We start from the raw sequence: 22,409 nt of genomic DNA on the forward strand, positions 1-22,409 counted from the left end.
CGACCTCGGGTCTCCTCGTGGGGAGGCGAGGTTTAGCGCGTCGGACGCGAGCGGCAAAGCCGGTTCGCACCGACTCGCGATGGGGAGCTCCCCTCTCGCCGATGGACAGGGGGTGGCGGATGTGGGGCGTGCAGGATGGGGCGCGGCGTCGATGCCGGCGGGCGTCGCCGGAGCCCGGCGTCCGCGCCGGTCGCAGTTCTGCACGCCCCACACCCCCGGCCCCTCTCCACGAGGGAGAGGGGAGACCCGCGGCGGCCTTCGCGGACGTCCGTCACTCCTCCATCGCGATCAACGCCGCATTCCCCCCCGCGGCGGCCGTGTTGACCGTCACCACCTGCTCGGTGCCGAAACGCTGGAGGTAGTGCGGGCCGCCGGCCTTGGGGCCGGTTCCGGAGAGGCCATGGCCGCCGAAGGGCTGCACGCCCACCACCGCGCCGATCATGTTGCGGTTGACGTAGACGTTGCCGGTCGTCATGCGGCGCACCACCCGCTCGATCGTCGCCTCGATGCGCGAGTGCACGCCGAGCGTCAGGCCGTAGCCCTTGGCGTCGATGGCGTCGAGGAGCGTGTCGAGGTCCTGGGCGCGGTAGCGCACGACGTGGAGCACGGGGCCGAAGATCTCCTCGCCGAGGTCCTCGGGGCGCGCCAGCTCGAAGAGGTGGGGCGCCACGTAGGTGCCTTCGGAAGGCGCCTCCATGGCGAGATGCGTGCGGCGCGCCCGCGCCTTGGTGGCCTCGATGTGCCGGTCGAGCTTCGCCTTCGCCTCGGCGTCGATGACGGGGCCGACCTGGACCGAGAGGTCGCGCGGGTCGCCGACCTTCAGCTCGCGGGCGGCGCCGGCGATCATTTCGATCATCTTGTCGGCGACGTCCGTCTGCACGCACAGCAGCCGCAGCGCCGAGCAGCGCTGGCCGGCGGAGCGGAAGGCGGACATGACCACGTCGTCGGCGACCTGCTCCGGGAGCGCGGTGGCGTCGACGATCATGGCGTTGATGCCGCCGGTCTCGGCGACGAGCGGCACGATCGGTCCGTCCTTGCCGGCCAGCGTGCGGTTGATGATCCGCGCCACCTCCGTCGAGCCGGTGAAGACGACGCCGGCGACGCGCGCGTCGGCCACCAGCCGTGCGCCGATCGCGCCGTCGCCCGGCACGAAGGCGAGCGCGCCCGCGGGGACGCCCGCCTCGTGGAAGAGCGCCGTCGCGTGCGCCGCGACGAGCGGCGTCTGCTCGGCGGGCTTGGCGACGACGGTGTTGCCCGCGACGAGCGCCGCGGCGACCTGGCCGACGAAGATCGCGAGCGGGAAGTTCCAGGGCGAGATCGCCACGAAGACGCCACGCCCCCGCAGGGTCATGCGGTTCGTCTCGCCGGTGGGACCGGGGAAGTCGATCGGCGCGCCGAAGACGCGCTCGGCCTCCGCGGCGTAGTAGCGGCAGAAGTCGACCGCCTCGCGGATCTCCGCCAGCGCGTCGTCGACGGTCTTGCCCGCCTCGACCTGCATGAGGTGGACGAGCCGCCCGCGATCGCGCTCCATCAGGTCGGCCATGCGCCGCAGCGCGCCCGCGCGCGGGGTGGCGGGGGTGACCGCCCAGTCGGGATGCGCCGCAAGCGCCGCGGCCATGGCGGCGTCGACATCCGCGAGGGAGGCCTCGACGACGCGTCCGGCGACGGTGCGCCCGTCGATCGGGCTCGTGACGTCGCGCGCCGCCAAGTCTCGCGCCGCGCCGTCGCGCGCTCGCCCGCCGATCACCGGCCGTGCCAGCGCCGCGCCGGCGCGGCCCGCCTCGATCTCGGCGGCGAAGGCGGCGAGCGCCGCACGGTCGCCGAGTTCGACGCCCTGCGCGTTCGCACGCGCCGCACCGAAGAGGTCGCGCGGCAACGGCAGCCTCGAATGGCGCGCGCGCTCCGGCGTGCCGATGATCGCCTGCGGACGCTCGAGCAGGCGCTCGACCGGCACGTTCGGATCGGCGGCGATCGAGACGAAGGAGGAGTTCGCCCCGTTTTCGAGCAGCCGCCGCACGAGGTAGGCGAGGAGGTCGCGATGCCCGCCGACGGGGGCGTAGACCCGGCAGCCGAGTCCCGGATGGCGCGCGCGCAGGCGCCCGTAGAGCGCCTCGCCCATGCCGTGCAGGCGCTGGAACTCGTAGCCGACGCCGTCCCCCGCCCGCGCCACGATCTCGGCGACGGTGAGCGCGTTGTGGGTGGCGAACTGGGGGAAGAGCCGCGGGCGCGCGGCGAGCAGCCGCTCGGCGCAGGCGAGGAAGGAGAGGTCCGTCATCGCCTTGCGGGTGAAGACCGGGTAGTCCGGCAGCCCGCGCTCCTGGGCGCGCTTCACCTCGGTGTCCCAGTAGGCGCCCTTGACGAGGCGCACCATGAAGCGCCGGCCGAGCCGCTCGGCCAGCGCCGCGACCCAGTCGATCACCGCGGGCGCGCGCTTCTGGTAGGCCTGAACCGCGAGGCCGAAGCCGTCCCAGCCGGCGAGCGAGGGGTCGGCGGCGACGGCGGCGATCACCTCGAGCGAGAGCTCGAGCCGGTCCGCCTCCTCGGCGTCGACGGTGAAATTGAGGTCCCAGGCCTTGGCCTTGCGGGCGAGCGCGACGACGCGGGGCGTCAGCTCGGCCAGCACCCGCTCGCGCGAGAGCGCCTCGTAGCGCGGATGCAGCGCCGACAGCTTCACCGAGATGCCGGGGCGATCGGGCAGGCGCTCGTCGCCGGCGCCGCGGCCGATGGCGTCGATGGCCTCCGCGTAGCTCTCGAAGTAGCGCTCGGCGTCGAGCGCCGTGCGCGCGCCCTCGCCCAGCATGTCGAAGGAATAGCGGTAGACCCGGCCCTTGCCGGTGCGGGCGCGCGAGAGCGCCTCCTCGATGGTCTGGCCGAGCACGAAGTGCGAGCCGAGCACGCGCATCGCCTGGCGCGTCGCCGTGCGCACGGTGGGGAGCCCCAGCCGCTTCGTCATCTGCCCGAGGATGCCCTCCGGCGTCTCGCCCGGGCGGATGACGCGCGCGGTGACGCCGAGCGCCCAGGCCGAGGCCGAGACGAGGAACGCGCCGGATTTCGCCTCGTGATGCGCGAAGTCCCCTTGCCCGAGCTTGTCCTCGATCAGGCGATCGGCGGTGGCCCCGTCGGGCACGCGCAGGAGCGCCTCCGCCAGCACCATCAGCGCGAGCCCCTCGCGGGTGGACAGGGCGTACTCGCGCAGGAGATCCTCGACGCCGCCGAAGCCCCGCTCCTGCGCGCGGATCGCGCCGATCAGGTCGCGGGCGAGCGCGTCCGCCGCGCCCTCCGTCGCCGGCGTGGCGCGGACCTGCGAGAACAGGCGCTTCGCGAGGGCGACGTCGTCCTCGGCATAGGGGGCCGAGAAGGGCGGGAAGGCGGGGGAGAGGGCGTCCATGGCGGGGCTCCCGGCGATGGCCGAAGGGGCATCGGGCGATATCCCAGCATAGCGCGACTTGCGCCGCGCTTCCACTGGAGTATCGTGATCCGTGCCGTCGAAAGCGCGAGGAACTCGGGGGGTTGGCAGTGAAGATCACGGAGCTGGATCGGGTCGACCGGCGCATTCTCGGCGTGCTCCAGGAGGACGGGCGCATCTCCGCCGTCGAGCTCGCCGAGCGCATCGGCCTCTCGCCCACCGCGACGGGCGAACGCCTGCGCCGCCTGCAGAAGGACGGCGTGATCCTCGGCTTCTCCGCCCTGCTCGACCCGCACCGCGTCGGGCTCGGCCTGCTGGTCTTCGTCGAGGTCTCGCTGGACAAGACCACGCCCGACGTGTTCGAGCGCTTCGCCGACGCGGTGCGGCGCGCGCCCGAGGTGCTCGAGTGCCACATGGTGGCGGGCGGCTTCGACTACCTGGTCAAGACCCGCATCTCCGACATGGCCGCCTACCGCCGCTTCCTCGGCGACGTCCTCCTCGCGCTGCCGGGCGTGCGCGAGACGCGCACCTACGCGGTGATGGAGGAGGTGAAGACGGACGGGGCGCTGCCGGTTTGAGCGCGCGTCATGTCCCGCCGACCACCCGCGGCGGTTCCTTCGGGAAGGCGACGTCGGCGTAGATCGCGGCGAGGGGCAGGGAGAGGTCGAGGGCCGGCAGGTCGAGCCGGGCCTCCGGTCCCTCCACCGTCGTCCGGCTCCAGGCATCGTCGCCCTCGCGCGTCCAGGCGAGAACGAGCGGGCGGTTGGGCTCGACGAGGAGGATCGCCTCGATGCTGGCGACACGCTTGTATTCCTCGAGCTTCTCGAAGGCGTCGAAGTCGCGCGTCGACGGCGAGAGGACCTCGACCACGAGACGGGGCCGGGCGGCGATCCGAGCCTGCGGATCGCGGCGCCCGCAGTCGAGGCCGACATCCGGGCGCCGCAGGCGGCCGGGACGCGTCTCGACGGCGCCGTCGCCGGTGAAGGGCCGGCAGGGACCTCCCCTCGTCAGGCGCCGCAGCTCCGTGAGGATGTTCACGACGATGTCGTCGTGAACATTGCTCGCGCCCGCCATCGCGCGCGGCTGGCCGTCCACGAGCTCCCAGCGCTCCGGCTGATGCTCCTGCCAGGCGAGGAACTCGTCGATCGTCCAGTCGCGTGGGGCGGGCTCGGCCATGCCGTATCTCCGTAGGGTTTCAGTGTAGCGCGCCCTCCGAAGCGGGGGAAGCGGCCCCACCCTGCCTCCCCCGTGTGCGCCCTGCGACGTCGATCATGCCCAACGATGAGGCATTTCGCTTGACGCTGCGGAGCCATGTGCTTGCATGGCCGCGCCCGGTTCCGCCCGCCCGGTCCGGCACGGCCCTTGCCAGGGTCGCCCCACGAGAGATCACCCGTACCCGTATGCAGGAGCGCCGCCGCATGTCTTCCCGCCCCGCCAGCCTCACCCGCCGCAGCCTGATCGCCGCCTTCGCCGGGGGCGTCGCGCTCTGCGGCCTCGCCGCGGCCCCGGCCGTGGCGCAGGACCTCACGCCGCTGCGCTTCTCGCTCGACTGGCGCTTCGAGGGGCCGTCCGCGCCCTTCCTCGCGGCGCTGGAGAAGGGGTATTTCGAGGAGGAGGGGCTCGACGTCACGATCGACGCGGGCAACGGCTCGGTCGAATCGATCAACCGCGTGGCGTCCGGCCCCTACGACATGGCCTTCGGCGACTTCAACTCGCTGATCCGCTACCGCTCGGACCCCGCCTCCGTGCCGGTGAAGGCGGTCGCCATGGTCTACAACAAGCCCGCCTTCGCCATCGTCGGGCGCGCCTCGCGCGGCATCACCGAGGACCTGGAGAGCCTGCGCGGCAAGACCTTCGGCGCCCCCGCCGCCGACGCCGCCTATGCGCAGTGGCCGATCTTCAAGGACGTCAACGACATCGACGAGGCCGAGTGGGAGATGACGTTCGAGAACGTCGGCTTCCCCGTGCGCGAGCCGATGCTCGCGCAGGGCGAGGTCGACGCGGTGTTCGGCTTCGCCATGTCCTCGGCCATCAACCTCGCCGCCCGCGGCGTGCCGATGGACGACATCGTCGTCCTCAACATGGGCGACTACGGGGTGGAGCTCTACGGCAACGTGATCATGGCCAAGCCCGAGTTCATGGAGCAGAACCCCGACGCCGTGGCGGGCTTCCTGCGCGCCTTCATCCGCGGGCTCGAGGCCACGATCGCGAGCCCCAACGAGGGGGCCGGCTTCGTGGTGAAGTACAACGACGTCGCCCGCCAGGAGGTCGAGGCCGACCGCTGGCGCATGACGATCGAGAACAACATCCTCACCGACGAGGTCGCGCAGAACGGCTTCGGCGACATCGATCCCGATCGCTACGAGCGGGCGCTCGAGCAGATCGACCTGACCTTCGACTTCCAGAACCGTCCGGCGCTCGACGACGTGTTCACGGCCGAGTTCCTGCCGCCGAAGGAGGAGCGCATGCTCCAGTGAGCGGGGCGCGAGACGCAATCGCCCCGAACGAGGACGGCCCCGGCCATGCGCCGGGGCCGACGCATCCGGAGAGACGCGTGCAGGCCTTCGTCGACATCCACGACGTCACCCACGTCTATTCCGGCGCCGAGGACGGGGCGCCGGCGGTCGAGCACATGACGCTGAAGGTGCGCGAGGGCGAGTTCGCCGCCATCGTCGGTCCCTCGGGATGCGGCAAGTCGACGGTGATGAAGCTCGCTACCGGCCTGCAGTTTCCCGCGAAGGGCACGGTCATCGTCGCCGGCGAGGAGGTGACGAAGCCGGTCAAGCTCGCCGGCATGGCGTTCCAGAACCCGGTGATGCTGCCCTGGCGCACCACCCTCGACAACCTCCTGCTGCCGCTCGAGATCGTCCAGCCGCATCGGGCACGGCTGCGCCGCCACAAGGCGGAATACGTCGCCCGTGCCGAGCATCTGCTGGCCGAGGTCGGGCTCGCGGGCCAGGGATCCAAGTTCCCCTGGCAGCTCTCCGGCGGGATGCAGCAGCGCGCCTCGCTGTGCCGGGCGCTGATCCACGAGCCCAAGCTCCTGATGCTCGACGAGCCCTTCGGCGCGCTCGACGCCTTCACCCGCGAGGAGCTGTGGTGCATCATCCGCGATCTCCACGCGGAGCAGGGCTTCACCGTGATCCTCGTCACCCACGACCTGCGCGAGGCGGTGTTCCTGGCCGATCGCGTGTTCTGCATGTCGGCGCGGCCCGGGCGGATCATCGCCGAGCGGCGGGTCGACCTGCCGCGGCCGCGGGACCTAGAGATCATGTACACCGCCGCCTTCACCGACATCGTCCACGAGCTGCGCGGCCACATCGCCGACGCGCGGCAAGCGGCCTGAGGGCCAGGGGAGGCCCGTCGTGATGCACGTCAAGCGCCGCCGCCGCGCGATGCTCGCCGCCGCCCCGTGGATCTTCACGGTGGGCTTCTTCGCGCTCTGGGAGATCCTGGTGCGCGTCACCGGGATGTCGACCTTCGTCCTGCCGGCGCCCAGCGTGATCGCGGAGGCGATCTGGCAGTTCCGCGGTCCGCTCTCGGTGCACTCCTTCCACACGGCTTGGATGACGCTCGCGGGCTTCGTCCTCGCCGTCGTGTTCGGGCTCCTGCTCGGCATGGCGCTGGGCGCCTCCCGCCTGGTGCACGCGGGATCCTACCCGCTCCTGGTCGGCTTCAACGCCATCCCCAAGGTCGCGGTGGTGCCGATCCTGGTGATCTGGTTCGGCGTGGGCTGGCTGCCGCCGGTGCTCACCGCCTTCCTGATCTCGTTCTTCCCCATCGTCGTGAACGTCGCGACGGGGCTCGCCACGATCGAGCCGGAGACCGAGGACGTGCTGCGCGCGCTCGGCGCCTCGAAACGCGACATCATCGTCAAGGTCGGCATCCCCCGCGCGATGCCCTACTTCTTCGGCTCGCTGAAGGTGGCGATCACGCTGGCCTTCGTCGGCTCGGTGATCGCCGAGTACAACGCCTCGAACTTCGGCGTGGGCAACCTGATGGCCCGCGCCTCGGCGGACTTCAACGTGCCGCTCCTGTTCGCGGCGCTGATCGCGCTCGCGGTGCTCGGCGTGATCATGTACGCGGCGACCGCGATCGTCGAGAAGCGCATGACCGGCTGGGCGCAGCGCTCGCAGATGGCGAGCGCGTGACGCCGGTCAGGCGCCGCCGCCCTCGCCCGCCCCGCCGCGGCGCGCCGTGAGGGAGACCGCGATCTCCACCGCGAAGCCGACCGTGGCCTCGTCCGGGTAGCTCTCGCCCATGCCGAAGTCGCGGCGGTCCACGGTGACGGTGCCGGAGGCCGTCGCGACGCCGTCGACGATGTCGAGCGTGAAGGGCAGCGTGACCGGCACCTCCGCACCGGCGAGTGCGAGCGTGCCCTCGGCGCGGTAGCCGCCCCCCTCCGCCGCCACGATGTCGGCGGCGAAGCGCGCGGCGGGGTGCGCCTCGGCATCGAAGAACTCGGGTCCGCGCGCCTGCTGCGTGACCGAGCCCAGCGTCATCGATTCGATCGGGATCGCGACCGTGACGGAGCCGTGGTGCCCCGCGGCGTCGCGCGTCTCCTCGAAGGCGATGTCGGCGTCGAACCGCCCGAAGCCGCCGGTGATCGGCGAGCCCATCTGGCGCACGGTGAAGGTCAGCTCGCCGGTCTCGACGATCCAGGCGGACGGGGTGGCGGCGGCGGTCGCCGCCGGGAGCGCGACGCCGGGGCGCGCGCCGCTCTCGCCGCCGCTCCGCGCCAGCGTCACGACGGCGCCGCCGACGAGGCCGTAGACCAGCAGCGCGCCGAGCGCCGGGGCGAGGGCGTGGCGCCGCGCCGGCAGCGGCGCGGTCGAGGCGTGCGCGGGGCGGCCGGGCAGCATGCGCGCGAGCGTCCCGTCGCGGTCGACGAGATGGTGCTTCAGCGCGCCCGCCACGTGCAGCGCGAGCGCCGCCATCAAGAGCTTGGTGAAGGTCGCGTGCACCGCGCCCGCGGCCGCGGCGACGTCCGGGGTTTGCGGCACGAGGGGCAGCGTCTGTCCGAGCGGCCACCAGATCGGGGCGAAGCCGGCGGCGGCCGCGTGCTGCACCCAGCCCGAGAGCGGCACGGCGACGAGGGAGACGTAGAGGAGCCAGTGCACGCCCTCGGCGAGGGCGGTCTCGAGACGCCGCTCGGGATGGAGCGGGGCCGGACGCGGCTGGGTCAGCATCCAGCCGATTCGCACGAGCGCGAGGAAGAACACCGCCACGCCGAGCGTCTTGTGGATCGAGAACAGCAGCGCCTTCGTCGCGAGCGCGTCGGACGTGTCGTAGGGCCATTCCACCGCCACGAGCCCGAGCGGGATCATGCCGAGGATCAGCGCGGCGACCGCCCAGTGCAGGGCCTTCGACACCGCGCCGTAGCCGGTGGTGGTGTTGCGTGCCTGCATGGCGACCTCCGTCGAACGCCGTCGCCGGGCCGCACGCGGCGGCCCGGCCTCTCGATCCGCACGCGGATCGCTCGGTGTACGGATCACTCGGCCCGCATGGCCTCGATGGAGATGCGCACCTCGACCTCGTCGCCGACGAAGGGAGCGAACATGCCCAGCTCGTAGTCGCTGCGGACCAGCGTCGTCGTGGCGTCGAAGCCGGCCCAGGGCTTGTTCTCCATGGGGTGCATGCCGGCCTGGTTGAGCGTCGCGTCGAGCACGACGGGTCGCGTGATGCCGTTGAGCGTCAGGTCGCCGGTGATGAGCGCGGTGTTCTCGCCCGTGACCTCGATGCCGGTGGAGACGAAGGTCACCATCTCGTCCTCGTCGGCGCCGAAGAAGTCGTCGGCCATGAAGTGCGCGAAGCGCGCCTCCCAGCCGGTGAACATCGAGCGCACGGGGAACGACACCTCCACCGAGGAGGCGGCCGGATCGTCCTGCACGAACTCGATCGTGCCCTCGAACCCGGAGAACATGCCCCAGGTCGTCGAGTAGCCGAGGTGGTCGTACGAGAACAGGATCTGGCTGTGGCTCGGATCGAGCACGTAGGTCTCGGCCTGCGCGACGGGCGCGGCGAGGAGGGCGGCGGCCAGCGTGGCGCCGGCGAGGGAGGGAATGCGCAGCATGGGTCAGGCTCTCCGAAGGACGTGTCGGGCGCGCCCCGCGGGCGCTTCGGGACTGCAAGCTAGTGGAGATCGGCTGTGCAAAAAAGGCAGGATCGGATGCTCGACGGCAGAGAGGTTCTTGCGAAGACGCAAGAGCACGAAGGCGTGAGCGGGCTGCGCGGATCGCCTGGAGCGACCCCCGGAGATGTCTTGGAGGCTCCCTGTGAGATAATTCGACGGCACTCGTCGTCCGCGATGCCGATCGAGCCGCGCTCGGAGAGGCCCGAGTTGGAGGTGTCGTCCCCCGAAGGTCGCGATCGCCACGCCCTCGAACTGGACGCCCTGGTGATCCGCGGCGGGCTTGGCGGACGCGCGGCGCGGGTCCAAGATGCGCGTCCCCGCCGCGAGCACGAGACCGCCGAACCCATGCGCCGCATCACCCCCGACACGATCCGCCCGCCCTTCGCCAACTACGCCCACGCCGTCGAGGTGCCGCCGGGGGCGCGGCTCGTCTTCGCCTCGGGCCAGCTCGGCATCGCGAAGGACGAGCACGTGCCGGAGGACGCGGGCGCGCAGGCGGACCTGTGCTTCTCCAACATCGCCGCGGTGCTGGCGGCCGCGGACATGGGGCCGGCGGACATCGTGCGCATCGATGCCTTCGTGTCCGATCGCGCGTACCTGAAGCCCTACATGGAGGCGCGCGACCGATTCGTGCCCTCGCCCGCACCGGCCTCGACGCTGATGATCGTCTCGGGCTTCGCGCGGGAAGTGTTCAAGGTGGAGATCGAGGTGATCGCGGCGAAGATGGACGGGCGCGGCGAGGGCGGGGAGGCCGCCTGATGCCGCTCCTCGACTGGCACGCCCTCTCCACCGCCGATTTCGCCGAGCGCGACATGTCCCGCGCCGTCGCGGTCCTGCCGGTGGCGGCGATCGAGCAGCACGGTCCGCACCTGCCGACCGGCGTCGACACGCTCATCGCCGAGGGCTATCTCGCGCGGGTGCGCCCGCTCGTGCCCGACGATCTCGACGTGCTGCTGCTCCCCACCCAGGCGATCGGCAAGTCGAACGAGCACCTCGCCTTCCCGGGCACGCTGACGCTCTCGGCGGAGACGACCATCGCCGCCTGGCGCGAGATCGGCGAGAGCGTCCTGCGCGCCGGCTGCAGGAAGCTCGTCTTCGTCAACTCCCACGGCGGCAACGTCCCCGTCGTCGACATCGTCGCGCGGGAGCTGCGGGTGCGGCACGGCATGCTGTGCGTGACGAGCGCCTGGCACCGTCTCGGCTATCCGGAGGGGCTGTTCTCCGCCCACGAGCTGCGCCACGGCATCCACGGGGGCGAGATCGAGACCTCGCTGATGCTCGCCTTCCGCCCGGATCTCGTGCGCATGGAGCGGGCTGCGGATTTCGAGCCGATCATGGTGCGCATGGCACGCGAGAACGCGCATCTCTCGGCGATCCAGCCCACGGGCTTCGGCTGGATGGCGCAGGACATTCATCCCGCCGGCGTCGCGGGCGATGCCGCCGCGGCGACGCCCGAGAAGGGCGCGGCTGCGGCGGACTTCGGGGCGCGGGCCTTCGTCGCGCTCCTGCGCGACGTCGACCGCTTCGCGCTGCCGGGGTGATGGCGCGCGCGATCACCCCTTCGTCAGCAGCACCCAATGCTCGCCCGCCGCGCGCCATCGGTCGCTCGTGACGATCGCCTCGCGGGCGATCTCGCGGTAGCCGAAGCCCCGATAGAGATCGAAGGCGCGGACGTTGGCGTCGTCGACGATGATCGCCGTCGTGCGCCCGCAGACGCGCGCCGACGCCTCGAAGGCGTCGAGGAGCGCGCGGGCGACCCCGCGGCCACGCGCCTCCGGATCGACCGCGAGCACGTTGAGATAGACATGACCGGGTGCCCGTGCCTCCAGCGCGAGGAGCGGACGCACGATGGCGGGGCGATCGGAGGTGTCGTCGCCCTCCGGGACGTCGGGCAGCGGGTAGGAGATCGCGCCCCCGACGACGCGGCCGTCGATCGTCGCGATCGTCGCGTTGCGCCAGGAGAATGCACCCGTATCGCGCCGGGCGCGGGCGGTTCCGACGTCCCACACGCTCTCGCCGGGGCCGGCCGCCTCCGCCCAGAAGACGAGCGGCATGCCCTCGCCGGCGGCGACGACGAAGCGGGCGAGATGGGGCGCGTCGTCGGGCGTCGCGGGGCGCAGAGCCGGGGTCGCGGACGAGACGGAAAGGTCGAATGCGGTCATGTCGGGTCTCCATGCAGAGTCGCTCGCGAGGCGGTTCGCGGCGTGGTTCGTCCGGCGAGCGGGGCCGGGGCGAAGACGCCCTCGCAGATCGCCCGGATGTGGCGTTCGCCGGTTCCGCAGCACCCTCCGATGATCGAGAGCCGTGGCAGGTGGGCGCGCAGCGCGCGGGTCCGCTCCGCGAGGTCGCTCGGATCGCCCTCGTCGAGCGTCTCGCTCTCGTCGAGCTCGGCATGGCTCTTCGTCGAGGCGTTGGCGCGCACCCCGCGGATGCGCGCGCGCCATCCGTCGTCGCCGCTCGTCAGCGCGGGCGCGAAGTGGCTCGGGTGCGCGCAGTTGATCATGTAGTAGGCGGCCGAGGATCCCGTCGCCGCGTCCGTCCAGCGGATCGCGTCCGGGAGGGGCGTCCCGTCGGCGAGACGGGCGTCGGTCTCGACCGTGAAGGAGATCGCGCTCGGCACATCGACCGCCGCCGCGGCGCGGACGATGCCGATCGCCTCCTCGACCGTCGACAGCGTCATCGCACAGACGAGGTCCACGCCGGCCGACGCGAGGGTCGAGATCTGCGGCGCGTGGTAGGCCTGCGCCTCGTCGACGTCGACGCGGCCGGCACGATAGCCGTCTCCCCGGGGGCCGACGATCCCGGCGACGAGGATGGGCGCATCCGGGGTCGCGTAGCGCGCGACGAGGTCGCGTGCGAAGCGCACGGCTTCACGATTGATCCGCGAGAGCGCTGCCGCGTCGTAGCCGAGCCGGGCGCCCCAGTCCGCGTTGGCGCGCCAGGTCACCGTATCCACGATGAAGCCGACGCCGCGCTCCGTCGCGAGACGGATGAAGCGGGCGAACCACCTCTCGAGCCTCGCGCGTCCCGCGGCCGTCTCGAGCAGGGGAAACGATGCGAACGCCGGCAGATCGATCCCCTCGTGGAAGACGAGGTGGGTCTCGAGGCCGCCGTCGCAGAGGAACGGCAGGTCGTTCAGGCGCGCGGCGAGGCGCGCGCTCGGGGGGGCGCAGGACATCATGCTGCGGGCTCCGGTGGGCGTTGCGCGGTCGCGTCCGGCGACCGCTCGGCTGCACGCCTTATCGACCGGATGCTCGCGCGCGATCCAGCGGGCGGTTGGTACACGTCCGCGGGCACGGATGAATTCTGCTGGCGCCGCGGGCGTTTGCGGGCCATCCTGAGCGTCCGCGACGGGGAGTGCGCGAGGGTTCGCCCCGCGAGAACCGTACCGGCGGTACAGTCGGCGGGAGGTGGGCCGGATGCGCAAAGGCGAGGAGACCCGCAGGCGCGTTCTCGACGAGGCGGAAACCCTCGTCCTCGAGAAGGGGTTCGCAGCGACCTCGATCGACGAGCTGATCGCCGCGACCGGGCTGACGAAGAGCGGCTTCTTCTACCATTTCAAGGACAAGAACGAACTCGCCCGCGCACTCATCGAGCGCTATGTCGAAGCGGACGAGAAGATCTACGACGAGGTGTTCTCCCGGGCCCGCGAACTCGCGGACGATCCGCTGCAGAGCTTCCTCGTGGGCCTGAAGCTGCTCGCCGAGCTGATGGCGGACATGCCCAAGGGGCATCCCGGCTGTCTCGTCGCGGTGAGCTGCTATGGCGAACGCCTGTTCGATCGACAGGTACGCGACCTCAACCGCGAGGCGGCGCTGATCTGGCGGCGGCGATTCCGAGCGATGCTCGGCGAGATCGCCGAGATCTATCCGCCGAGGGAGCCGGTCGATCTGGACGATCTGGCGGATTTCGTCTCGGCCGTGCTGGAGGGAGGGATCGTCCTGTCGAAGGCCTTGCAGGAGCCGTCGGCGTTGTCGCGACAGATCCTGACGCTGCGCGGGACGATCCGCGCACTCTTCGCCCCCGCGCGGCACCACCCGCCGGCCTCCGCCGACGGGTGAGCCACACCTGGCGAGGCGGCGTTCGTCACTGCGCCGTGACGATGGTCGTCACGAGCGCGCCGTCGACACGGATCGGGCCGTCCTCGGTGGCGCCGAGCGTGTACTCGAAGATGCCGGTCTCCATGCCGCCGTCCTCGGAGTGGATCATCAGCATGAGCATGTCGCCGGCTGCGATCTCCTCGGTGAGGATCGCGGCGACGTCCTGGGTCATGCCCGCGCGCAGCGGGGCGTAACCCACGACCGGGCCGGGCGTCATGTCGTCGTCGGTGCGGTGGACGACGAGCCAGCCGTTCGCCGGCGCATTGACCGCCGTGGCCGAGACCACGCCGTTCGACACGTCCTGGTCCACGGCCTCGATCATGGGCGCGTCCTGGGCGAGAGCGGCGGTGGCGAGCGCGGCGAAGCCGGCGGCGGCGATGAGCGTGCGGGTGATCATGCGTCTGTCTCCCTGACGTTGGTGGCGAGCGGGCCGGCGCGGGATCGCGTCGGCGTCCGTCGGGGCGCAGGTACGGGGCGAGGAGGCGCCGGGTTTCGGGGCCGGCGAGAAAAAAGCGCTCGGGCCCGCGGGTGGGAAATCGTTCACCGAAACGGCCGTCGCGACGTCCCGTCGCATGGATATGGTCCTAGCACTTCCGATATTTCAGAAAACACTGAAAGTACGGAAACGACGGCATCCCCCGCCGGAAACACTCGGGCCGAAGCCATGAACCTCCCTCCCCTCGTCCAGACCTTCGTGCTCCATTTCGGCGAGATGGGCGGCCGCTGGGGCGTCAACCGCACGGTCGGGCAGATCTACGCCCTGCTGTTCGTCTCGCCGCAGCCGCTCGTCGCCGACGACATCGTCGACGCGCTCGGCGTCTCGCGCTCCAACGTGTCGATGGGGCTCAAGGAGCTCCAGGCCTGGAACCTGGTGCGCCTGCAGCACAAGCCCAACGACCGGCGCGACTACTACTCCGCCCCCGACGACGTCTGGCAGATCGTGCGCACGCTCGTCGAGGAGCGCAAGAAGCGCGAGATCGACCCGACGCTCTCCATGCTGCGCGAGGCGCTGATGGAGCGTCCGGAGAGCGACTACGAGCGCCACGCGCAGGAGCGCATGCGCGTGATGCACGAGCTCATGGACATGATGTCGGACTGGTACGACGACGTGCGCCGCATCGAGACGGAGCGTCTCGTCCAGCTGATGAAGCTCGGCTCGCGCATCACCCGCGTGCTCGAGGCCGCCGACCGCTTCAACTTCATGGCGCCGAAGAAGAAGAAACCGACGCCCGGCGTCGCAGACGACGCTTCCTCCGACCGCCGGGAACAGCGCCCCGGAGGCGATCCCGACGAACCGTGACGACGCCGCTTCCCCCCGAGACGCCGTCGCCCACTCCCCCGCCCGAGGCTTCGAGACACCGTCATGATGGACGCCCTCCTCCTCTCGCGCATCCAGTTCGGCGCGAACATCACCTTCCACATCCTGTTCCCGACGATCACGATCGCGCTCGGGTGGGTGCTCCTGTTCTTCAAGCTGCGCTTCAACGCCACCGGCGACGAGAGCTGGATGGACGCCTACCGCTTCTTCGTGAAGGTGTTCGCGCTCTCCTTCGCCCTCGGCGTGGTGTCGGGCATCACCATGTCCTTCCAGTTCGGCACGAACTGGCCGGGCTTCATGGAGACGGTCGGCAACGTGGCGGGGCCGCTGCTCGCCTACGAAATCCTCACCGCCTTCTTCCTGGAGGCGACCTTCCTCGGCATCATGCTGTTCGGCTTCCGCAAGGTGCCGAACTGGCTGCACACGCTCGCCACAGTGCTCGTCGCCTTCGGCACGACGATGTCGGCCTTCTGGATCCTCGTGCTGAACTCGTGGATGCACACCCCCGCGGGCTACGAGGTGATCGACGGCGTCGTGCACGCGACCGACTGGTGGGCGATCGTCTTCAACCCGTCCATGCCCTACCGGCTCGCGCACATGCTGCTGGCGTCGGGGCTCACCGCCGCCTTCCTGGTGGCCGGCCTCTCCGCCTGGCGCTGGCTGCGCGGCGACCGCTCCGGCGGCGTGCGCGTGGCGCTGCGCACCGGCGTGGTCCTGGCGGCGGGGCTGATCCCGCTCCAGATCCTCGCCGGCGACATGCATGGGCTCAACACGCTGGAGCACCAGCCGGCCAAGGTCGCGGCCATGGAGGGCAATTGGGAGACGCGCGGCAACGTGCCCCTCGTGCTCTTCGCCGTCCCCGACGAGGAGGCGCGCGAGAACCGCCTCGAAATCGCCATCCCCAACGGCGCGAGCCTGATCCTGAAGCACGACCCCGCCGGCGTCGTGCCGGGCCTGAACGACTTCGTGGCGGAGGACGGCACGGTGAAGCATCCCCCCGTCGCGCCGGTCTTCTACGCCTTCCGCATCATGGTCGGCGTCGGCTTCCTGATGCTGGCGGTCTCCTGGGCGACCGGCTGGCGGTTGTGGAAGCGCGGCGAGCCGGGCACGGTGCTGGCCTGGACGCTGGTCGCCATGACCTTCTCCGGCTGGGTCGCGACGATCGCGGGCTGGTACGTCACCGAGATCGGCCGCCAGCCCTGGCTCGTGACCGGCGTGCTGACGACTGCCGAGGCCGTGACGCGGACCGCCGGCGCCGGCATGGTCTGGACGTCGCTGGCGATGTATCTCGCGATCTACGTGGTGCTGCTCGCGGCCTATGTCGGCACGCTCTACCACCTCGCCGGGAAGGCGACGGTCGCCGCGACCGGCCGCGCCGCGAAGACCGACCCGATCGCGCAGGGCGGCGAGCGCCTCGCCGCTTCCGCCTCCGCCTGAATCGAAAGCGACAGACGATGGACGTCATCACCCAAGGCCAATCCTGGCTGCCGATCGCCTTCGCGGGCCTGCTCGGGCTCTCGATCCTGCTCTACGTCGTCCTGGACGGCTACGACCTCGGCGTGGGCATCCTCACCGGCGCCCTCGGCGCGGGGGAGGACGCCGCCCACAAGGACCGGATGATCGCCTCGATCGGGCCGTTCTGGGACGCCAACGAGACCTGGCTCGTGCTCGCGGTGGGCCTCCTCCTCGTCGCCTTCCCCTTCGCGCAGGGCGTCGTGCTCGGCGCGCTCTACCTGCCGGTCGCCCTGATGCTGCTCGGGCTGATCCTGCGCGGCGTCGCCTTCGACTTCCGCGCCAAGGCGGTGGACGGGCACCGGATCTGGTGGGACCGCGCCTTCTTCGCCGGCTCGACCCTCGCGGCGCTGACGCAGGGCTACATGCTCGGGCTCTACATCGTCGGCTTCGAGCGCACGGCGGTCAACGTCGCCTTCTCGCTGCTCACGGCCGTGTCGCTCGTCGCGGGCTACGCCTTCATCGGCGCGTCCTGGCTGATCCTCAAGGCGGAGGGCGATCTGCAGCGGCGGGCGGTTCGCTGGGCGCGCGGCACGCTCTGGCTCGTCGCGCTCGGCTTCGTCGCGGTCTCGATCGTCACGCCGCTGATGAGCGAGCGCATCTTCGCCAAGTGGTTCGAGCTGCCCTGGATCGTGCTGCTCGCGCCGCTCCCGGCGACGGCGGCGGCGATCTTCGTCGTGCTCCACCTCGCGCTGAAGGCGCTGCCGACGCGCACCGACCGCTTCTCCTGGGTGCCCTTCGCGGGCGCGATCGCGCTGTTCGCGCTGGGCTTCTACGGGTTGGCCTACTCGTTCTTCCCCTACGTCGTGCCGGAGCGGATGACGATCTGGGAGGCTGCGGCGGCCGACGCGTCGCTGATGATCATGCTGGTGGGGGCCTGCCTCGTCCTGCCGATGATCCTCGGCTACACGGCGCTGTCCTACTGGATCTTCAAGGGCAAGGCCGGCGCGCTGCGCTACGATTGATCGAGCGCGGCGAGCCGTCGGCCGCACCCGGCCTACGGCCCCGCGCAGGGTCCGTGGCGCAGCATCCCGTCGACCCAGCGCGGCACCGTCTCGCTCGCGCGTCCGTAGTCGGCCGCGTCGAACAGGTGAGCGTTGTCCGACGGCTCGAGGTTGATCTCGCGCGTGGCGATCCCCGCCCGGCGCGCGGCGCCGACGAGGCCCGCGGCGGGGTAGACCGCCCCCGACGTGCCGATGGCGACGAACAGGTCGGCGGCCATCAGCCGCTCCTCGATCACGTCGAGGTGGAAGGGGATCTCGCCGAACCAGACGACGTGCGGGCGCAGGCCGCCGGCGCACCCGCAGGCGCCGCAGGGGTCCGCCGTCGTGAGGTCCGCGCGGACCTCCGCGACGGCCTCGCAGGCCGTGCAGCGCGCCTTCAGCAGCTCGCCGTGCATGTGCAGCACCTCGCGGTGGCCGGCGCGCTCGTGCAGGTCGTCGATGTTCTGGGTGACGAGGGTGAGCCGCCCGCTCCGCTCGGCGAGGCCGGCTTCCAGCCGGGCAAGCGCACGATGCGCGGGGTTCGGCTCCGCCGCCAGCAGGTTCTGCCGCCGCGCGTTGTAGAAGGCCTGGACCGTCTCGGGATCGCGGGCGAAGGCCTCCGGGGTGGCGAGCCTCGATGGGTCGAACGTCGCCCAGATGCCGCCCACGTCGCGAAACGTGCCGAGCCCGCTCTCGGCGGAGATCCCGGCGCCGGTGAGGACGAAGACGTGATCGATGCGCTGCATCGGGCTATGGTAGAGCATCGCCGACGAACGGGGGAGGGGAGACGACGATGCGCCTGAGGCCCGCCACGCTCGCAGACCTGCCGACGCTGCTCGCCTGGAACGAGGACCCCGACGTCGTCGCCTCCACAGGCGCGGACGACGCCTTCGATTGGGCGGGCGAAATTCCCCGCACGGTGGACTGGCGTGAGATCCTGATCTTCGAGGCACAGGGCCGGCCGATCGGCGTCCTCGTCTCGATCGACCCGGCTCGGGAGGAGAGCCGTTACTGGGGAGATTGCGGCCCGGGCCTGCGGGCGCTGGACGTCTGGATCGGCGCGTCCGGCGATCGCGGCCGCGGCTTCGGCACGGCGATGATGCGACTCGCGTTGGCACGATGCTTCGCCGACCCCTCGGTCACGGCGGTGCTGCTCGACCCGCTCGCCGAGAACGTCCGGTCCTGCCGGTTCTACGAGCGGCTGGGCTTCCGAGCGGTGGAGCGGCGGTTCTTCGGGAAGGACGACTGCGTGGTGTATCGACTCGAACGCGAGGCTTGGGCGAGCCCGCGGTCTTCGCCCTGAAGGCGGGCTGTCGGGAGCGCTCCTGCCCCATCGGGGGAGGTGGATCGGCGCGAAGCGACGAGACGGAGGGGGTACGCCGCGAGGCGCTTCGGCGGCAGCCGAACTCGCACCCGTCGCGCTGCGGGACCCCGCCCCTGATCCGCTGCGCGGACCGTCCCTGCCCCGATGGGGCGGGAGCGCGAGTTCAGAGCAGCCCCAGCTCCGCCAGCTCCCGCCTGAGCCCCTCGGGCATCTCGGCGAGCCCGGCGGCGGCCTCGCCCGAGAGATCCGCCGGCGCGTCCTTCTCCTCGAGATAGCGCCAGCCCTGGAACGGGCGGCAGGGGCGCGGCTGGACGGGCACGACCACGGGCTCGAGCACGAGATGGCAGCGCCCGATTCCGCCGTCGTCGGTGAAGGGGCGGATCTCGAGGAGCCGCTGGCGGGCGCAGAGCTGGCCCTTGATCACCCAGTAGAGCGAGCCGCGCCCGGCGATCTCGTCCATCCGCTTGGGCACCATCCGCGTCGTGTGCCGCTGCTCGTACGCCCGGCCCGCCCGCGCCGCCCAGAGCCGGTTCTCCTCGATCCAGCCCTCGAGATCGGCGATCGACTCGGCGCCGACGCAGAGCTTGAGCAGGTGGAGAGGCGCGCGCGCGTGCATGACGAAGACGTAGCGCGCGCCACGCGGGTCGTGAAGCGTCCCGGCGCGCTTGTCCACGGCGATGTCGCCGCGCCCCCTTCGTTGACACCCGCCGCCGCCTCGGCTATGTCGCCCGTCGAAGCGCGGGTCTCGCCAGAGGCCCGCGTTCTCGTTCACGCACCCGCGGATCCGGCCGGCAGGCCGGGCCTGTCGTCCCGATCGGTTCGCCGAAGGGGAAGAGGAGGGCGCGTTCCTCGAAGACCAGACAACGCAAAAGAGGAACCGCGATGTCGAAGCGCATTGAGGCGAAGTACAAGATCGACCGCCGCCTCGGTCAGAACATCTGGGGCCGCCCGAAGAGCCCCGTCAATCGCCGCGAGTACGGCCCCGGTCAGCATGGCCAGCGCCGCAAGGGCAAGATCTCCGACTTCGGCACGCAGCTGCGCGCCAAGCAGAAGCTCAAGGGCTACTACGCCAACATCACCGAGAAGCAGTTCCGCCGCTACTACGCCGAGGCGATCCGCCAGAAGGGCGACAGCGGCGAGAACCTGATCGGTCTGCTCGAGCGCCGTCTCGACGCGGTGGTGTACCGCTCGAAGTTCGTGGCGACCCCGTTCGCCGCCCGCCAGTTCGTCAACCACGGCCACATCCGGGTGAACGGGCGCCGGGTCAACATCCCGAGCTACCTCGTCAAGCCGGGCGACGTGATCGAGGTCAAGCAGGCCTCCAAGCAGCTCGTCGTGGTGCTCGAGGCCGCGCAGCTGCCCGAGCGCGACGTGCCGGACTACATCGACGTCGACCATTCCAAGATGGTCGCCACCTACGCCCGGATCCCGACCCTCTCCGAGGTGCCGTACCCGGTGCAGATGGAGCCGAACCTCGTCATCGAGTTCTACTCGCGCTGATGGTTCGTCCTCGGGCCGAACGGCCCGGGGCGAGACGGCACGAGCGAAGACGACGAAGCCGCCCGGGCGACCGGGCGGCTTCATGCGTTTCGGCCTCACGCGTTCGACCGACCGGAGGGGCCCGCGGTTTGCCGTAAGGGAACCCTGTCCCGGCGTCGGGGCTCACTGGCCCGGCTGCGGCACCCCGGCGCTTTCGGCGAAGACGCGGTTCATCAGGTGGAACACCGCGGTGTTGTCCACGATGGCGCCATCCCAGCCATGAGGGTTCGCCCCAGAGCAGCGCCCCGGCGCTGCGCTTGAAGGGACGAGTCATGTCGAGGCTCCTCAGCGGAGAGAGACGAGCCCGTGTCATGGCAGGACACCGTAACGGTTCTGCGAAACGCGGCCGTGCCACGCTTCGCACCTCCTCTGCCCCGAGTCGGTCGCCTGCGCCGGTTCATCGGCATCGCGTCGGGTGGACCGTGAAGAAACCGTCACGTTGATGAGGTTACAAGGCGTGGCCCGATCAACGGAGACTGCCATGAGACATCTCGCGATCCTGTCCGGAACGTTCTTCCTCGCCGCCCTGTCCGCCGCGGCGCAAGCCGAAACCATCGGCGGCCTCGCCTTCTCCGATGCGACGCGCCACAGCACCGCCATGACGCCGTCCGACGCCTACACGATCGTCGGCGAGGAAGACCTGATGGCCCTGTCGCCGATGAACGCGGACGGCAGCGTCCGGGCGATCGTCGAGATCCCGACCGGCACCTCGGCCAAGTGGGAGGTCAGCAAGGACGACCCTCGGGCCGTCTACTGGGAGTTCCGCAACGATGCGCCGCGGATCGTCGACTACCTCGGCTACCCCGGGAACTACGGCAGCATTCCCGGCACCGCCCTGCCGAAGGAGCTGGGCGGCGACGGCGACCCGCTGGACATCATCATCCTCGGGCAGGCCGCCCCACGTGGCGAGATCGTCGACGTGCGCGTGATCGGCGTGCTCAAGATGCTCGACGGCGGCGAGCAGGACGACAAGCTGATCGGGGTGCTGACGGCGGACTCGCCCTTTGCGCATATCGAGAGCATGGCGCAGCTCGACGCCGAATTTCCCGGAGTGAGCCAGATCGTCGACCTCTGGTTCGCCAACTACAAGGGGCCGGACGGCGGGATGGAAGGCCTGGGCTTCGAGGAGGCCGATGTCGCGCGGACGGTTCTCGAAGCCGCGGCGTCGAACTTCGAGGCATCGCGCTGAACCGACCGGTGCTTGCCGCGAAATCCGAGCCCGGCCATGTCTGGCCGGGCTTTTCGTTGCGAGCGGTCGGCATGGACCCGGCGGCGGCGCTCCGTCTTGCTCAGCCGCGGCCGCGGCCGTGGCCGTGATGGTAGCCGCCGCGGTGGCGGTCGCCCCGGCGGGGGCCGGCGTCGAAGCCGCCCAGCTCGCGCACGAGCACGGGCAGCAGGGTCTGCTGGTCGGCATCGAGGCTGTCCCAGAAGGGGCGCATCGCCTGCGCCACCGCGCCGATCTCCTCGGCGCGATCGTTCGAGGTTTCGGCGCGGCGCTCGAGGCGCTCCATGAAGTCGGGCCCGGCGCCGAGGCCGCGATCCGCGCCGGCACCCGCCCCTCGGCCCATGCCCTGGCCCATGCCCTGGCCCATGCCCTGGCCCATGCCCTGGCCCTGGCCCTGCCCGCCGCGGTCGGCGAAGCGCTCCTCCATGCGCGCGCGGCGCTCGGCCCGCATGGCTTCACGGCGCTCGCCGCGGCTCTGCGCGACGGAGCGCCAGGCCTCGGCCACGGGCTCGAACAGAGCCGCCTGATCGGCGGTGAGGTCGAGGCCGGCACGGATGCCGGCGAGGCGCGCATCGATCAGCGTGCCGCGATCGATCGCGACCGCGGGTGCGTCGCCCGCCGCGGGCGCCTGCTGCTGCGCCAGCGCCGGCGCGGCGGAGAGCGCCGCGACGGTGGCGAGCGCGAGGAAGGTGGCGCGTGGGGATGCGTGTCTCATGGCTGTCCTCGTTGTCCGCGCGTCCCGCCGGGACGCTTCGGGACGGATCGTCGCAGGTCCCGGCTGCCGCCGAGATGGCCCACGCATGACCGTTTCGTCATGAACGCGCGAGGACGCGCCGGGTGCCCCTCGAAAGGGGCCCGGGGAACGGCGC

Annotated in this window: 23 protein-coding genes; 13 read left to right on the plus strand and 10 right to left on the minus strand. The window is 71.4% G+C overall.

The genetic code is table 11. The features are described from left to right. Window positions 1-271: 271 nt before the first annotated feature. Complete coding sequence (gene putA, locus AB9M23_RS10980) at window positions 272-3,388, minus strand: bifunctional proline dehydrogenase/L-glutamate gamma-semialdehyde dehydrogenase PutA (RefSeq protein ID WP_372424583.1); 3,117 nt, start codon at window positions 3,386-3,388, stop codon at window positions 272-274. A gap of 128 nt (window positions 3,389-3,516) precedes the next feature. On the opposite strand from putA, the gene AB9M23_RS10985 reads away from it, so the two are divergent. Then, window positions 3,517-3,984, plus strand: coding sequence for an Lrp/AsnC ligand binding domain-containing protein (locus AB9M23_RS10985; RefSeq protein ID WP_372424718.1), 468 nt, complete (start codon window positions 3,517-3,519; stop codon window positions 3,982-3,984). A gap of 7 nt (window positions 3,985-3,991) precedes the next feature. On the opposite strand, the gene AB9M23_RS10990 is transcribed toward AB9M23_RS10985, so the two are convergent. After that, the gene (locus AB9M23_RS10990; RefSeq protein WP_372424584.1) at window positions 3,992-4,582 is read right to left on the minus strand and encodes a Uma2 family endonuclease; all 591 of its coding nucleotides are present in this window, start codon (window positions 4,580-4,582) and stop codon (window positions 3,992-3,994) included. A gap of 242 nt (window positions 4,583-4,824) precedes the next feature. On the opposite strand from AB9M23_RS10990, the gene AB9M23_RS10995 reads away from it, so the two are divergent. The 3 genes from AB9M23_RS10995 to AB9M23_RS11005 all read left to right on the plus strand — a co-directional run bounded on the left by AB9M23_RS10995 (window position 4,825) and on the right by AB9M23_RS11005 (window position 7,557). Continuing rightward, a complete protein-coding gene (locus AB9M23_RS10995; RefSeq protein WP_372424585.1) occupies window positions 4,825-5,883 on the plus strand; it encodes an ABC transporter substrate-binding protein in 1,059 nt (352 codons plus the stop codon). Between the two features lie 77 nt (window positions 5,884-5,960). After that, complete coding sequence (locus AB9M23_RS11000; RefSeq protein ID WP_372424586.1) at window positions 5,961-6,752, plus strand: ABC transporter ATP-binding protein; 792 nt, start codon at window positions 5,961-5,963, stop codon at window positions 6,750-6,752. Window positions 6,753-6,774: 22 nt separating this feature from the next. Then, window positions 6,775-7,557 carry an ABC transporter permease gene (locus AB9M23_RS11005; RefSeq protein ID WP_372424719.1) on the plus strand — a complete coding sequence of 261 codons (783 nt, stop codon included), beginning with the start codon at window positions 6,775-6,777 and terminating at the stop codon, window positions 7,555-7,557. A 6-nt stretch (window positions 7,558-7,563) separates the two neighbouring features. On the opposite strand, the gene AB9M23_RS11010 is transcribed toward AB9M23_RS11005, so the two are convergent. After that, on the minus strand, window positions 7,564-8,814 hold the full coding sequence (locus tag AB9M23_RS11010; RefSeq protein ID WP_372424587.1) for a cytochrome b/b6 domain-containing protein: 1,251 nt from the start codon (window positions 8,812-8,814) through the stop codon (window positions 7,564-7,566). An 83-nt stretch (window positions 8,815-8,897) separates the two neighbouring features. Continuing rightward, on the minus strand, window positions 8,898-9,479 hold the full coding sequence (locus AB9M23_RS11015; RefSeq protein ID WP_372424588.1) for a YceI family protein: 582 nt from the start codon (window positions 9,477-9,479) through the stop codon (window positions 8,898-8,900). Between the two features lie 405 nt (window positions 9,480-9,884). On the opposite strand from AB9M23_RS11015, the gene AB9M23_RS11020 reads away from it, so the two are divergent. Both AB9M23_RS11020 and AB9M23_RS11025 read left to right on the plus strand, forming a co-directional pair. Then, the gene (locus AB9M23_RS11020; RefSeq protein ID WP_372424589.1) at window positions 9,885-10,298 is read left to right on the plus strand and encodes a RidA family protein; all 414 of its coding nucleotides are present in this window, start codon (window positions 9,885-9,887) and stop codon (window positions 10,296-10,298) included. Beyond that, on the plus strand, window positions 10,298-11,080 hold the full coding sequence (locus AB9M23_RS11025; RefSeq protein WP_372424590.1) for a creatininase family protein: 783 nt from the start codon (window positions 10,298-10,300) through the stop codon (window positions 11,078-11,080). Before AB9M23_RS11020 ends, AB9M23_RS11025 begins: the two co-directional genes overlap by 1 nt. 12 nt (window positions 11,081-11,092) lie before the next feature. Here the strand turns inward: AB9M23_RS11025 and AB9M23_RS11030 are convergent, their stop codons facing one another. Continuing rightward, window positions 11,093-11,701 carry a GNAT family N-acetyltransferase gene (locus tag AB9M23_RS11030; RefSeq protein ID WP_372424591.1) on the minus strand — a complete coding sequence of 203 codons (609 nt, stop codon included), beginning with the start codon at window positions 11,699-11,701 and terminating at the stop codon, window positions 11,093-11,095. After that, window positions 11,698-12,720, minus strand: a complete 1,023-nt coding sequence (locus tag AB9M23_RS11035) for a homocysteine S-methyltransferase family protein (protein WP_372424592.1) — start codon at window positions 12,718-12,720, stop codon at window positions 11,698-11,700. Before AB9M23_RS11035 ends, AB9M23_RS11030 begins: the two co-directional genes overlap by 4 nt. 238 nt (window positions 12,721-12,958) lie before the next feature. On the opposite strand from AB9M23_RS11035, the gene AB9M23_RS11040 reads away from it, so the two are divergent. Further along, window positions 12,959-13,600, plus strand: coding sequence for a TetR/AcrR family transcriptional regulator (locus AB9M23_RS11040; RefSeq protein ID WP_372424593.1), 642 nt, complete (start codon window positions 12,959-12,961; stop codon window positions 13,598-13,600). Window positions 13,601-13,625: 25 nt separating this feature from the next. On the opposite strand, the gene AB9M23_RS11045 is transcribed toward AB9M23_RS11040, so the two are convergent. Further along, window positions 13,626-14,036, minus strand: coding sequence for a DUF7282 domain-containing protein (locus AB9M23_RS11045; protein WP_372424594.1), 411 nt, complete (start codon window positions 14,034-14,036; stop codon window positions 13,626-13,628). A 267-nt stretch (window positions 14,037-14,303) separates the two neighbouring features. On the opposite strand from AB9M23_RS11045, the gene AB9M23_RS11050 reads away from it, so the two are divergent. The 3 genes from AB9M23_RS11050 (at window position 14,304) to AB9M23_RS11060 (ending at window position 17,434) form a co-directional block, all read left to right on the plus strand. Next, window positions 14,304-14,939 carry a GbsR/MarR family transcriptional regulator gene (locus tag AB9M23_RS11050; RefSeq protein WP_372424595.1) on the plus strand — a complete coding sequence of 212 codons (636 nt, stop codon included), beginning with the start codon at window positions 14,304-14,306 and terminating at the stop codon, window positions 14,937-14,939. Window positions 14,940-15,005: 66 nt separating this feature from the next. Beyond that, window positions 15,006-16,394: a cytochrome ubiquinol oxidase subunit I gene (locus tag AB9M23_RS11055; protein WP_372424720.1), complete on the plus strand. Its 1,389-nt coding sequence runs from the start codon at window positions 15,006-15,008 to the stop codon at window positions 16,392-16,394. 17 nt (window positions 16,395-16,411) lie between these two features. Further along, window positions 16,412-17,434 carry a cytochrome d ubiquinol oxidase subunit II gene (locus AB9M23_RS11060; protein WP_372424596.1) on the plus strand — a complete coding sequence of 341 codons (1,023 nt, stop codon included), beginning with the start codon at window positions 16,412-16,414 and terminating at the stop codon, window positions 17,432-17,434. Window positions 17,435-17,466: 32 nt separating this feature from the next. On the opposite strand, the gene AB9M23_RS11065 is transcribed toward AB9M23_RS11060, so the two are convergent. After that, window positions 17,467-18,216 carry an NAD-dependent deacylase gene (locus AB9M23_RS11065; protein ID WP_372424597.1) on the minus strand — a complete coding sequence of 250 codons (750 nt, stop codon included), beginning with the start codon at window positions 18,214-18,216 and terminating at the stop codon, window positions 17,467-17,469. Between the two features lie 29 nt (window positions 18,217-18,245). Between AB9M23_RS11065 and AB9M23_RS11070 the strand changes: the two genes are divergently transcribed. Continuing rightward, complete coding sequence (locus AB9M23_RS11070) at window positions 18,246-18,755, plus strand: GNAT family N-acetyltransferase (protein ID WP_372424598.1); 510 nt, start codon at window positions 18,246-18,248, stop codon at window positions 18,753-18,755. Between the two features lie 184 nt (window positions 18,756-18,939). On the opposite strand, the gene AB9M23_RS11075 is transcribed toward AB9M23_RS11070, so the two are convergent. Next, window positions 18,940-19,392 (minus strand): DUF1489 family protein, encoded by a 453-nt coding sequence (locus AB9M23_RS11075; protein ID WP_372424721.1) that lies wholly within the window; start codon window positions 19,390-19,392, stop codon window positions 18,940-18,942. 266 nt (window positions 19,393-19,658) lie between these two features. On the opposite strand from AB9M23_RS11075, the gene rpsD reads away from it, so the two are divergent. Further along, complete coding sequence (rpsD, locus tag AB9M23_RS11080; RefSeq protein ID WP_372424599.1) at window positions 19,659-20,276, plus strand: 30S ribosomal protein S4; 618 nt, start codon at window positions 19,659-19,661, stop codon at window positions 20,274-20,276. Window positions 20,277-20,796: 520 nt separating this feature from the next. Next, a complete protein-coding gene (locus AB9M23_RS11085) occupies window positions 20,797-21,504 on the plus strand; it encodes an inorganic diphosphatase (protein WP_372424600.1) in 708 nt (235 codons plus the stop codon). A gap of 100 nt (window positions 21,505-21,604) precedes the next feature. Here the strand turns inward: AB9M23_RS11085 and AB9M23_RS11090 are convergent, their stop codons facing one another. Continuing rightward, window positions 21,605-22,255 carry a hypothetical protein gene (locus tag AB9M23_RS11090; RefSeq protein WP_372424601.1) on the minus strand — a complete coding sequence of 217 codons (651 nt, stop codon included), beginning with the start codon at window positions 22,253-22,255 and terminating at the stop codon, window positions 21,605-21,607. Window positions 22,256-22,409 lie beyond the last annotated feature (154 nt).

This window comes from Salinarimonas chemoclinalis (genome assembly GCF_041514305.1).
Taxonomy (GTDB): domain Bacteria; phylum Pseudomonadota; class Alphaproteobacteria; order Rhizobiales; family Beijerinckiaceae; genus Salinarimonas; species Salinarimonas chemoclinalis.